Below are 12,897 nucleotides of genomic sequence, written 5' to 3'. Positions count from 1 at the left end.
ATTGCTGAATAAAAGGGCGGGAGTTGAAACCGGCACGCTGTCGAGGCCTGCCTAGGAAGGTGCCACAAAGAATAGCGGTTCGGCGCGCGCCATAATACTCAGGGCAAGTCATTCAGGTGGCTTGCGATTTAATTTTCAACGCTTGCGGATGATTTTTCCGGTTCGCGAGAGCTTAGGCCGGGGCCTATTTAGGCTGGGTCATAGGCAGTGCTGCCGAGTCCCCGTCCCCGCGGAATAAAACGACACATCAAGATGCCCAGGAAGTACAGCAGCATCAACGGAATCGCCAGCGCGATCATGCTGGGCACGTCGGCAGGGGTCAGTAGCATCGAAAGCACAAAGATCACCAGTACAGCGACTTTCCAGCTGTCGATGTAGGACTCCGTTTCGATCAAACCAATGCGTTGCAGGAACAGCATGACGAGTGGCAATTGAAATGCAAAACCGAAACCAAGCGGTAGCAGCAGCACAAAATTAATGTAGTACGTCAAGCGTGGTTCGATGGTGACGTCCATGCCCCCGTTGAAGTCCAGCAGGAATTTCAGGACAAACTGCAGGACGACAAAAAACGCCAGCACAACGCCGGCAACGAACAGAGTCACGCTGACCGGCAAGTAAATGTAGACGTACTTGCGTTCGTGCATGTGCAAACCAGCAGCGACAAAATTCCAAAGGTGAAAGAAGATCATCGGCGACGCAAACAGAGCGCCCAGGACCAAGCCTGCTTTGATCCAAATCATAAAGCCTTCTTCCATTTTGAATGAACTAAGGCCCTGTTTGTTTTCGACCAACTGCAACTTGGGTTTTAATGCGGCGGGGTCCGGCAACTTGCTTAGCAAATCGGCCATCTCGTGCGATTTGACAACCACACCGGCGGCCTCGTCGGTTTCGCCGTCTTGATCGCTGGCCTGTTCCAGCGACTCTATCGTCAGGGTTTGGTATTCATCGGGAATGTCGTAAATGATCTGCCATTTGAGCGCGTTGTTTTTCAGAAACGGCTTCATCCGCTGATAGTCGGGGTCGTTTTTGTCCGTGTACCCCAGCGCGGCTAGATCCTTGTCGGCATTGAATTCTTGGATCGCGACTTTCAGCGGATCACTGACGAACTGCACGACTTTGTTGGCGAATAGCAGCCCAAATGCAAGGCCAATTCCCAGCCAGATGATGGCTTTGACTAGGCAGGCGCGAAGTTCTTCGAGGTGTTCCCCGAAGGTCATCGACGAATTATCGAACAGGTCGTCTTTTGGGCGGGCGAGTTGGTCCAAGGGGATCGGGCGGGCGCGAGGAAAACGAGTGTTGGAAAATCTGACTTCAGCTGCTCTAGTGTAACAAGCGGCCCCAAAAAGCGGACGAGCCCGCTGCAAATTAAACGCACAGACCTGACAATTGTCACCAGAGAAACGAATCAATCATGAATCCCACTCCGCTGCGTTTTCGGCCAGTGATTAAGCAAACGATCTGGGGTGGGCGCCGATTGGGCGAAACTTTGGGAAAACCGATCGGCGATCAGGGTGATTACGCTGAAAGCTGGGAAGTCGTTGACCATGGGGCCGATCAGAGCATCGTCGTCGGTGGTGATGCGGCAGGGAAATCACTGCAGCAATTGGTTCATCAGCACGCCGATTGGCTGCTGGGCAAGCATCGTGCTGATTCGACCGGACAGTTTCCACTGCTGCTGAAATACCTGGACTGTAACCGCGTGCTTTCTGTTCAGGTTCATCCCGACGATCAGTACGGAGCGCAAATGCCGGTGCCCGATCGCGGCAAGACCGAAGCGTGGTACATCGTCGCGTCGGAACCAGACAGCCTTATCTATGCCGGGCTGAAATCGGGGGTCGATCGTGACGCCCTCAGCAAAGCGGTCGCGGATGGGCAGACCGAAAAAGTGCTGCACTCGTTTCATCCCGCCGCGGGGGATGTCGTTTTTATTCCAGCGGGCACCGTCCACGCGTTGGGGGCCGGGTTGTTGGTCGCCGAAATACAGCAATCCAGCAACACGACGTTTCGGCTGTTTGATTGGAATCGTGTCGGGGCGGACGGCAATCCGCGTGAACTTCACGTGCAGCAGTCGCTGGAAGTTTCGGATTACCAGTCGGGCCCCGTGGCGGCTCGAAGTAGTGATCAGTCGGCGGCGGGTTGGCAGGAATTGGTTCGCTGCGACAAGTTTGTCTTGCAGGCACTGGAAAATGGCGCGGCGACGATTTCGGGCGATGACCAGTTTCATATTTTGACGGTGCCAAGCGGGACCGCTCGCGTCGGCGACACCCAGTTGTCGGCCGGCGATAGCGTGCTGTTGCCCGCTGCGATGCAGCAAACCGATGTGTCGGTCGATCCTGATAGCACGCTGCTGGCCATGCATTTGCCGTAGGGAATTGAGCGACTGGGTTGACGATCGGCTTGGCTGATTCTGTGCCCAGACTAGCCTGCTGTTTCAGGTCGCTCCGACAGGCGGGGTGCGGCGAGCTTGATTTGCCAGCATGCCTCAGGTCTGCCTGGCAGCCTCTGTGTGGGGAGATTCTCTTTACTTTTGACGGGGATTTTTGTATCTCCCAACCATCGCGGTGCGTCGCATCGTGGGTCAAGTCACTGGAAATGCGTCACTTGCGGAGTGAATCTCATGTCAGCAAATGTGCTGTGCATCAAATGGGGAACGAAATACGGTAGTGAGTATGTGAATCGCCTTCACAAAGGTGTTCGCAAAAACCTGTCCGGTGACGTTCGGTTTATCTGCATGACCGACCGTGGAGAAGGCCTCCATCCGGATGTGGAAGTGTTGCCATTGCCGGTGACGCCTTTCGACGAAGCTTCGTTTGACGCCCGCAAAGGTGGCGATACGTGGCGAAAAGTAGGTTTGTTTCAGCCGGGAATTGCCGGGTTGGAAGATGACACTTTGTTCTTGGATTTGGACATCGTGGTCACAGGATCGCTTGACGATTTCTTTACGTACGAGCCCGGTAAGTTCTGCGTGATTCACGATTGGTTGGAAAAGAAACGGGCTTGGATGCCAGGTCGTGATGGCCGCGTTGGCAACACGTCGGTGTTCCGTTTTCACCCCCAAAAGCACACTCGCGTCTACGACTACTTTGCAGAGAACCAAGAGCAAGTGCTTGAGGATTTTCGGATCGAACAGCAGTACGTCACGCGGACGCTGTCCAACGATCTTGCGTTTTGGCCAAGCGAATGGGTTTGCAGTTTCAAGCGTCACTGTCGGCCGACGTTTCCAATGAATGTGGTCCGTCCGCCGCATCAGCCCAGTGAAATGCGAGTGTTGGCATTTCACGGTTACCCGTTGCCCGAGCAGGCAATCGAAGGCTACCAAGCAAGTATCTTCAAGTCGACGTTGCCGGCGACTTGGTTGAAAGACTACTGGAACGACGCTGCGTGAGTGGCAGCGATCCCGCCAAAGGTTCGGCGGGATTGCGATGCTGCGTTTCGCAAAATCACTCGCGGTATTTCGAATCCGCGTCCCGTCAAAGCCTGACGGGGCAGCGTTAGTCGTTTTATGAACTGAACGCTGTTTAAACGCTGGGCGGCGACTACTGTTCCCAGTGCGACTACAGTTCCAAGAACAGTCGAGCCGGATCTTCGATCACATCTTTGATCGTTTTTAGGAACCCAACCGCTTCGCGGCCATCGACAATGCGGTGGTCGTAGGTCAGTGCCAAATTCATCATTGGCAATATGACCACTTCACCATTGACGGCCATCGGTCGCTCTTGGATCGCGTGCAAGCCGAGGATGCCACTTTGCGGTGGATTGACGATGGGTGTGCTGAGCAGCGATCCGTAAATGCCGCCGTTACTAATCGTAAACGTGCCGCCCATCAGGTCTTCAGGCTGCAGTTTGTTTTCGCCTGCTTGTCGTGCATAATCACCAATGGTCCATTCGATTTCCGCAAAGGACATTCGTTCGGTGTTTCGCAGTACGGGAACGACCAAGCCTTTGCCGCCACCGATTGCAATTCCGATGTCGTGGTAGTTGCGGTAGATCGCAGCGTCATCACGAATCTCTGCGTTGACAGCCGGGAACGCACGCAAGGCTTCGACGGCGGCTTTGGCAAAGAACGACATGAAGCCTAGTTTGACGCCGTGTTTCTGCAAAAACGCGTCTTTGTACTTTTTGCGAATCTCCATGACCGGTCGCATGTTGACTTCGTTGAACGTCGTCAACAGCGCGGCGGTTTGTTGAGCTTCGACCAATCGGTTCGCGATCGTGCGACGCAGCATGCTGAGCGGTTTGACTTCTTCGCTGCGATGCGGTGCCGAATTTGTCATCAAGGATGACGGTGGTTTGGGACGCGGCGGTGCGGCGGGAGCAGCAGCCGCGACGGCGGATTTTGCGGGAGCCGATGTTCCTTTTTCGATCGCTGCCAAGACGTCTTCTTTCAGGATTCGTCCGCCCGGGCCGCTTCCGCGAACATCGCTTTTGGTCAAACCCTTTTCGTCCATCAACCGCTGTGCAGCTGGCATCACAAAACCGTCGCCATCAGCGTCACTGCTGCCGGACGACGTCGACGACGAACCCGAGGGAGCATCACCACTGCCGGCGGGTTTTTCCGCGACGCGGATCTGTGCGATCGTGTCGCCCACGGTTGCAAAGTCTTCTTCCTGGGCACTGATTCCTTCGAGAAATCCGGCTGCCGGCGCCGGGATTTGCACCGAAGCTTTCTCTGTTTCGATTTCAACCAAGTCTTCGCCCGACGCGACCCAGTCTCCTTCGGATTTGAGCCACTGACCAATTTGCACTTCCGTGATCGATTCGCCGACTGTGGGGATATCGACCTTGACTGTTTCACTCACCGCTGGAGCCACTTGTGTTTAGGAAAACGGGTGTGTTGGGAAAAAGAGTGTTTGGTTGCCGATTCACGCCGCCAGGCAACGGCCTACAGAATACCGCACCACGGCGTCCTTCGGTAAGCCCGCCGCAGCCAGCATGGTCGGCGAAATAGAGGAGCTTTCTGTGTCGCAAAAGTCGTTCGCAACGCTTACGGGAGCATTGTTGCCTCTGGGATGCCTGTCGCAGCGGTTAACCCAGATAAGCGGGTTTTAACATCGGCAAGGCTGGCGTTTCTTGCGATGAAAACACCAAGCCCATTGATCCGACGAGCGTCCTTTCCAGCGGCTTTGGTGCAGAAACCCAAGCCTGACGATCGATCCCTTATTAAAGCGTCGCGACCGTTCGGTCATTTTTGCGAAGTGCCGCGTTTATTCACCCAGCAACCGACTTGGAATCTTCAATGTCCGCATTTAACGATGAACCAGGTAGCTCGTTCCGGATTCCTGGATGGTTTGTCGTCCTGTTCTTGGTCGTCGGCGGGTTCTTTTTCTTCCGGCATTTCAAGGTGGCTGGCCTGGATCAGATTGCGATTTATCCCAAGGACAGCGCCGACGACATCAACGTCTACGGGCCGACCGGATACGACGCGACGTTGGTCGGCCTGAGTGATTCGGACGGCTTGGTCAGTCCCAGCATGATGCTGGACCAGCCGGTCGCAGCCAATTCAAGCGGCGCCGCTTTTGTCGGCAATCCTGGCACGTTCGAGCAGATCGGCAACGCTTCGCTCCCTCGCGATGGGAACCCGTTCAATGGTTTGCGAAATCAAACGACTGTCGGGCCGGCCGTTGCGGCTCGTCCTCGCATTCGCAACATTCGCGTTGCGTCGTGGGCGCTCTCAGGATTTACGCCCAGCAAACTGGCGAACCCTGTTGCACGCCGAAATCTGATTCGCGTGATCCGCCAATTTGATGTCCTGGCTTTGCAACAAGTCACGTCGCAGGAACGCGATTTGATTCCTCGTTTGGTCGACGCTGCAAACGAAGGCGGCAGACGGTACGAATACATTGTCGGTGACCAGACCGGTCCAGCGGATCGACAAGAGCAACTTGCGTTTGTGTTTGACACTGCGCGGGTTCGCGTTGATCGCCGGCAGACGTACACGATGGCCGACCCGGAGAATCGCTTGTTGTACGATCCACTGGTGGCGTGGTTTCAAACGGCTCAGTTGCCAGCCAGTGACGCTTGGACGTTTTCGCTGGTAAATGTCCGCATCGATCTGGCGCGTGCTCCCATGGAAGTCGCCATGTTGCCCAACGTCATCGGGGCTGTTCGGGTGGATGGACGCGGCGAAGACGACATTGTATTGGCGGGCATGTTTCAAGCTGACGACGACTATCTTTTGCCTACCATCGCAGGCCAAGACATGCGTGCCGCCGTCCGCAGTGTACCGACGGACATCTTCGGGCGTCATCAGACCAGCAATGTCTTAATTGACACAAAACTGACCAGCGAATACATCGGCCGCGGGGGAGCGTTTGATTTTCTGCGTGTCTACAACTTGAGTGCTTCCGAAGCCGAACTGCTGACCAGCCATCTGCCGGTGTTCGCTGAGTTTACGGCGCATGAGGGCGGCGAACTGTAAGTGGCTCCGATCAGGTTGCTGGGGTGAATACGCTTCCAAGATTTCGCTGGCACGCGTGCAAGCGCGGCGTGACTGAAGTAGATTATGGACGTCAATTTGAGTGACGTGACGTCCCCCTACTTTTTGAGTCCCCACGTGAATCTGAACCTACGCCGTGTCCTGTTTTGTTTATCGTTCTTTTGCTTCGTTGCATCCGCAAATGCGCAGCAGCCGACTGCAAGTAGTGACTTAGTGTTCGCCGAAAAAGACGGGCTATTGGCCGTCGAAGCCGAGCATTTCTTTGAGCAGACCGCGAACGAAAAGCGAGCGTTTTATCTGGTTGCACCGGGGTCCACTCCGGATATCACACCTGATGGCGACCCCGTTCACATTGCAGGCGCCAGCGGTGGCGCGTACTTGGAAATCTTGCCAGACACGCGTCGAACTCATGCGGACAAGCTGATCAGAGGCACCAATTTTTCGCCCGAGGCAGGCGAGATGGCTGTGCTCAGTTACAAAGTCAACGTGACCAATCCGGGGCGCTACTATTTCTGGGTGCGAGCTTATTCGACCGGCAGCGAAGACAACGGGTTGCACGTTGGTGTTGATGGCACATGGCCCGACTCTGGCCAGCGGTTGCAGTGGTGCGAAGGCAAAAAGACGTGGCGTTGGGACAGCAAGCAACGGACCGAGAAGCAACATTGCGGCGAGCCAGGAAAAATCTTTATCGACATCGATAAGGCTGGTTTGCACACGATTCAATTTTCGATGCGAGAAGACGGATTTGAATTTGATAAATGGTTGATGACCAAGGATCCAAAGTTTGCTCGTCCCGACGACATTGGTCCAAAGACACTCATCAATCAGGGAACACCTCCCGCAGCCTTTCCGTTTGTCGCAGCTCCACCGGCTCCCAAGAAAGAAAACAAGCCGGCAGCTGTCCGCGCCAAGAACGCGGCTGGCACGAATAGGTCGTTGCGTTTGCCGGCGAAGTCCTTCGTGCTTGCTGGCACTGGCTACTACCTGGATCAAGGCAAGTGGGCAGCGATTAATCCTGACAAGAATAAGACGGCCAAGACTGAGATCACGTTTGAGTATCCCACCGGCAAGTACAACGTCACGCTTCAGGCGGTCGGCGAAAGCGATGGCCAGTCGACCTACCAAGTCAGTTTGGATGCCGATGTCCTAGGGGATTTCAAGTGCCCGCTCAGTACCGAGACATTCGAGGAAGGCAAGAAGTTTCACAAAACCTGGCCCGGTGTGATGATCACCGACGGCACTGTGTTGAAGATTCAATCAACGATCGCATCCAAAGACGGCGACGAGTTTAGCCGGGCTCGCTGGGCAGCAATCACGCTGACTCCCGCGGACGATGCGACGCGAAAGGCAGCCGCGCCGTTCTTGGCCAAGCAGCCTCAGGCAAAAGCTCAAGCGAAGTCGGCTCCCAAAAGCAGCCCTACCAAACCGGTCAGCAACTTGCCGCGGATCGAACCCCGTCAAGCCGACGGCGACGGATCGGTCGTGGTAACGGGAGAACTAAAAACGTGGCACAAAATCACTTTGACGCTCAACGGGCCCTACGCTCACGAACAAGACAACGAACCCAATCCGTTTACCGACTATCGCATGATGGTCGATTTCAGGCACTCCGATGGCACGACTTTCTCGGTGCCGGGATACTTTGCTGCCGATGGTGATGCCGGAAATACATCTGCCCAGTCGGGGACCCAGTGGCGAGCTCATTTTGCTCCCGACCGACAAGGTGCATGGAACTACAAGGTCCGTTTCTTTGAAGGCAAGAACACAGCACTTCGCGCCGATGCACATGCCAAACCCGTCTCACCTTTCAACGGAGTCGCCGGTCTGCTGGGCGTGACGGCCAGCGACAAAACCGGCCGTGATTTACGAGCCAAAGGACGTTTGCAGTACGTCGGCAAACGCTACTTGCAACACGCTGGCAGCAAAGAATACTTCTTGAAAGCCGGTGCTGACGCTCCCGAAACGTTGCTGGGCTACGTGGATTTTGACAACACGATCGCTGGCAAAGCAAAAAAAGTGCCCCTGAAAACTTGGGAGCCTCACGTCAAAGATTGGCGATCGGGCGATCCGACTTGGAAAGATGGCAAGGGCAAAGGCCTGATCGGTGCGGTGAATTACTTGGCCGGCAAAGGCTGCAATGCGTTTTCGTTTTTGACGTACAACGCGGGCGGTGATGGCGACAACGTTTGGCCGTTCATCGATCGCGACGACAAGATGCACTACGACTGTAGCAAACTGGATCAGTGGGGCATGGTGTTTGACCACGGTACGAATCTTGGCATGTACTTGCACTTCAAAATGCAAGAAACCGAAAACGACGACCACAAGAAAGGCAAGGGCGGCGGCAACGTTCCCGAATGCTTGGACGGCGGCAATCTTGGTCCACAGCGAATGCTTTACTGCCGTGAACTGATCGCTCGTTATGGTCACAACTTGGCGCTGAACTGGAACCTAGGCGAAGAGAACACGCAAACGCACCAGCAGCAAGTCGACATGATCAACTACATCGCAAATCTGGATGCCTACGACAACAACATCGTGATCCACACCTTCCCCGGTGAACAAGACAAGGTCTACCGACCGCTGTTGGGTGACAAGTCAAAGCTCACTGGCATGTCGCTTCAAAACAGCGGGATCCAAGACACTCACTGGCAAACCGTCAAATGGGTGACCGAGTCGACGTCCGCCGGCAAACCGTGGATTGTCGCCTTTGACGAATCGGGCAGCGCCGCGCACGCTCAGTGTCCCGATATCGGATACAAGGGTTTCGACGGCAGGGACAAAACCGGCAAGATGACTTACACGCCCAATGAAGTTCGCCAACAGACCCTTTGGGGGCAACTGATGGGCGGCGGTGCCGGTGTCGAATATTACTTTGGATACCAGTTTGTTGAAAACGATCTGGTCTGCGAAGACTGGCGTTCACGAGACAAGAGCTGGGACTATTGCCGGATCGCCTTGGAGTTCTTTCGCAACAACCAGATTCCCGTGCAAGACATGGTGCCGTCAGACGATTTGCTGGGATTGGATACTAAAAGCAACAAGGCATATTGTCTGGCCAAGCCCGGTGAAATTTACCTGGTCTACGTCGCTCACTCTCAATCGATCATGTTGGATCTGAGTGGGCAAACGGGCAGTTTTCAAGCGTCCCTTTTCAATCCGCGGACCGGTGAAATGAAAGCCGGTCAGCTGATTGCGGGTGGCAGTAAAGTCGATTTGATTCAGCCCGACGCGGAGAACGATTGGGTGACGGTGCTGCGAAAAAAGTAGATCACTTTGATGATGCCTCGTGCCGCCAAGCATTTTGCAAAGGCGGCACGAGCTGATGCTTCACTCCCAAGGGCCGATAACGAATGGATAGTGAATGTCCCGTTTGCAACCATTCGTTTGACGACGGACCGTCAAGTCGTCTCGGCCGGACCTTGAGCATTGCCAATGATGATGACGTTGTCGATAAGGATTTGACGCTGGTCAGTTGTCCGAGCTGCGGGACTCTGTTGAGCGAAGACGCTGATGACGGTTTTTCGTTGGAAACAGAAGCCGCGGGGGGCGAACCGCGGCAGTTCGCGCACTTCGAATTGCAACGTGTCCTGGGGCAAGGCGGGTTCGGAACGGTTTGGCTGGCCAAGGATACCCGGTTGGACCGCAGCGTCGCGGTAAAGCTACCTGTTAGACGTCGGGGCACATCGAAGTCGCTGGTGCGGGAAGCCAAAACGGCTGCCAAGTTGCAGCACCCCAATATCGTGACGGTCCACGAGGTCGGCGAATTTGAAGGACAGGTTTTCATCGTCTGCGAGTACGTCAGCGGGCTCGACTTGCGATCGTACCTCAGCAAGGGATTGCCGCCACAGGCACGTGTCGTCGATCTACTGCAAGGAATCGCGTCAGGTCTGCACCATGCACACGAGAACCAAATCGTCCATCGCGACATGAAGCCAGGTAACGTTTTGGTCGACGATGCCGGTGTCCCGTTGGTGGCGGATTTTGGGTTGGCAAAAGTTGTTAGCGTCGAAGAATCGATCTCATCGCGCGGGAAAGTTGTCGGCACCATTCTCTACATGGCGCCCGAGCAGGCCGGTCAAGAAGTCGATCAAGTTGATCGCCGCGCCGACGTTTATGCCATGGGCGTGATGATGTACGAAATGCTCACGGGCGAACGTCCGTACCGTGGCAACGTGCAGGCAGTTTTGCACCAAAAGTCCAACGAAGACCCCACACCACTGCGACAACTCCGGACGTCGGTTCCGCTGGATTTGGAAACGATTTGCCTGAAGTGTCTTCAGCGTGCGCCTGGCCGTCGCTACCAAACGGCCGACGAATTTTGCGATGAATTGCAGCGTTTCAAGGAAGGGAAGCCGATCTTGGCACGCCCCGTTTCGCGAATCGAAAAGGCCTGGCGTTGGTGCCAGCGAAATCGAATGACCGCGTCCCTGACCACTCTGTTTTTGTCCAGCCTGTTGATCGGTTTGGCGGGAACGACCACGTTTTGGTTAGAAGCCCGAAAGCAAACGCTGCAGGCCAATCGATCGCTGTACGCGTCGCAGATGTCGATGGCAGCGAGTCATTTAGGCGTTGGTGATATCGAAGCGACCCGAAGTACTTTGGATCGATACAACACGACGGGGTTGAAGTATCTGCGAGGCTTTGAATGGCGGTATCTGGCGGCAAAGTTGAATCGTTTCGAAGCGGTCACTCAACACGGACGCCGCGTCAAAGGCTTGGCAGTCAGTCGCGACGGCGATTGGTGGGCGTCAATCGCTGACGATCGCTTCTTGCGTGTTTTTGAATTCGAATCAGCCAAGTCGATTCGCGAAATTCCGTTTCACGCTGGCCGTTGGCAAGCCGTTGCGATCTCTCACGCCGACAATCGAGTGGCTGCGGGCGCAAAGGATGGATCGGTTTACGTTTGGGATTCGATCAGCGACGAAAGCAAACTGCCGACAATTTTTAAGCACGGCGTCGGGGTGCAAGTCGTCCGATTCTCTGGCGATGGAAAGAGGTTGTTTTCGTCAGGCGCCAGCGGTGCGGTACGAGTCTGGGAGGTCGGTACATGGAAACTGGTCAGCGAGATTCCGACTGGACGCGAGGGATTAGTCGCCTTGGATGCGTCATTTGATGGAAGTGTGCTGGCCACGATCGGCAGTGAAGGTGTAATTCGCGTTTGGGATGTTGACGCAAAGAACATGAGATTCGCGATTCGTGATGGTCGTTCGATTCAGTCGGTCGCGCTCTCGCCCAGTGGCGATCGCTTGGTTGCTGGGACAAGAGGCGGTTACCTATTGATGCACGAAACGATCGATGGAACTCCGCTGTTCAATCTCAATACGCGTTTTGATTGGATTTCGGGCATTCGATTTCTTGGCAAGAGCTCGTTGGTGGCACTGTGTTCAAGTAAGGGGGTGGTTGCCATTTTCGATTTGGAGACACACCAAGAAATCAGTGACATTCAAACACACTATGGAGTAGAGGGGCTGCTCGATGTCTCCAAGAATGGAAGCCGAATGGCGGTTGGGTCGGCAAAAGGAATCCTCCGAACGATTGACACGAGCGACTTTCAACGCGCGCTCATGATTGGCAGTGACGAACCCATTTTTGACATCGACTTTCTGTCATCGCAGGAGGCAGTGGCAACTTATCGTGATGGATCGATCAAAAAGTTGAACTTTGAGAAGCGTACCGTCGATTTGCTCTTTAAATCTTCGGATAGGCGTCCAATGGTGAGTGCGTCTGAACAGAACTCTGTCGTTGCGATCGGTTCTGCAGGTCTACCAGTGCAGCTTATGTCTAGTAGCGGCAAGTCAGTTGCAACCATTGCCGAGCTTGATGTTGATGAGATGACGTTTTCGCAATCCGGCAAACTTTTGATCATCAGCAGATCAGGTGGACCCATTGTCGGGTACTCCATCGATTTGAATCGCAAGCAGGTCGCCAAGGAATTGTTTTCACTTGCCCTGCCCGTCGAATCGGATATTTCTGAACAGCCAAAGGTAGTTGCATTGGCATTGTCCGGCGACTCGCAACAGCTTGCTGTTTCATTCAGCCATCAGCAGATTCGAGTTGCGGAGCTCAGCCGTCTTGAGTGGCAAAACGCAAGAATCGCTTTGGATGCTTCAGGCGAATCCCTGGTAATGGCCGGCGACAAAATTGTGGTGGGCACGCGCGGTGGCGAGGTCATCTGTTTTGATCAATCAGCGATGGCAGAGCTTTGGAAAATCAAAGCCTACGTCAACTACGTCAACGATTTGATCCGCATCCCTGGAGGCAATGCGATTGCTTCGGTAGGGGACAGCAACGCAATCGCGATCTGGGACCTGGAAAATGGCGACAGCCGAATTCGCTTGCATCGAGACGAGCATCAACTGTTTTCAATCGCTGCTTCAGCTGACGGAAGCACGATGCTCTCTGCCGGAATCGACGGCGACGCCAGAATCTGGAGGACTGAACACTAGTCCAGGGTGGAT

At 54.8% G+C, this 12,897-nt stretch carries 7 protein-coding genes; 5 read left to right on the top strand and 2 right to left on the bottom strand.

Annotated features, from left to right (window positions below):
• Positions 1 to 188: 188 nt before the first annotated feature.
• Positions 189 to 1,265 carry a twin-arginine translocase subunit TatC gene (gene tatC, locus K239x_RS21570; protein ID WP_145420449.1) on the bottom strand — a complete coding sequence of 359 codons (1,077 nt, stop codon included), beginning with the start codon at positions 1,263 to 1,265 and terminating at the stop codon, positions 189 to 191.
• 146 nt (positions 1,266 to 1,411) lie between these two features.
• On the opposite strand from tatC, the gene K239x_RS21565 reads away from it, so the two are divergent.
• The gene (locus K239x_RS21565; RefSeq protein WP_145420448.1) at positions 1,412 to 2,368 is read left to right on the top strand and encodes a type I phosphomannose isomerase catalytic subunit; all 957 of its coding nucleotides are present in this window, start codon (positions 1,412 to 1,414) and stop codon (positions 2,366 to 2,368) included.
• Between the two features lie 249 nt (positions 2,369 to 2,617).
• Positions 2,618 to 3,385, top strand: coding sequence for a hypothetical protein (locus K239x_RS21560; RefSeq protein ID WP_145420447.1), 768 nt, complete (start codon positions 2,618 to 2,620; stop codon positions 3,383 to 3,385).
• A gap of 169 nt (positions 3,386 to 3,554) precedes the next feature.
• Here the strand turns inward: K239x_RS21560 and odhB are convergent, their stop codons facing one another.
• A complete protein-coding gene (gene odhB / locus K239x_RS21555; protein WP_145420446.1) occupies positions 3,555 to 4,799 on the bottom strand; it encodes a 2-oxoglutarate dehydrogenase complex dihydrolipoyllysine-residue succinyltransferase in 1,245 nt (414 codons plus the stop codon).
• 437 nt (positions 4,800 to 5,236) lie between these two features.
• On the opposite strand from odhB, the gene K239x_RS21550 reads away from it, so the two are divergent.
• The 3 genes from K239x_RS21550 to K239x_RS21540 all read left to right on the top strand — a co-directional run bounded on the left by K239x_RS21550 (position 5,237) and on the right by K239x_RS21540 (position 12,885).
• Positions 5,237 to 6,418, top strand: a complete 1,182-nt coding sequence (locus K239x_RS21550; protein ID WP_145420445.1) for an exonuclease/endonuclease/phosphatase family protein — start codon at positions 5,237 to 5,239, stop codon at positions 6,416 to 6,418.
• An 84-nt stretch (positions 6,419 to 6,502) separates the two neighbouring features.
• Entirely contained in the window at positions 6,503 to 9,706 is a 3,204-nt protein-coding gene (locus tag K239x_RS21545) for a DUF5060 domain-containing protein (protein WP_419189253.1), read from the top strand.
• Positions 9,707 to 9,789: 83 nt separating this feature from the next.
• Complete coding sequence (locus K239x_RS21540) at positions 9,790 to 12,885, top strand: WD40 repeat domain-containing serine/threonine protein kinase (protein WP_145420444.1); 3,096 nt, start codon at positions 9,790 to 9,792, stop codon at positions 12,883 to 12,885.
• Positions 12,886 to 12,897 lie beyond the last annotated feature (12 nt).

This window comes from Stieleria marina, assembly GCA_007741555.1.
Lineage (GTDB): Bacteria > Planctomycetota > Planctomycetia > Pirellulales > Pirellulaceae > K23-9.
The sequence above is the reverse complement of the archived record's forward strand: the minus strand, read 5'-3'. Positions and strand labels throughout refer to the sequence as shown.

Excerpts from the sequence above, each read along its gene's own strand:
- K239x_RS21565 (WP_145420448.1), top strand. The coding sequence starts at position 1,412 with ATGAATCCCACTCCGCTGCGTTTTCGGCCAGTGATTAAGCAAACGATC.
- K239x_RS21560 (WP_145420447.1), top strand. The coding sequence starts at position 2,618 with ATGTCAGCAAATGTGCTGTGCATCAAATGGGGAACGAAATACGGTAGT.
- K239x_RS21550 (WP_145420445.1), top strand. The coding sequence starts at position 5,237 with ATGTCCGCATTTAACGATGAACCAGGTAGCTCGTTCCGGATTCCTGGA.
- K239x_RS21545 (WP_419189253.1), top strand. The coding sequence starts at position 6,503 with ATGGACGTCAATTTGAGTGACGTGACGTCCCCCTACTTTTTGAGTCCC.
- K239x_RS21540 (WP_145420444.1), top strand. The coding sequence starts at position 9,790 with ATGGATAGTGAATGTCCCGTTTGCAACCATTCGTTTGACGACGGACCG.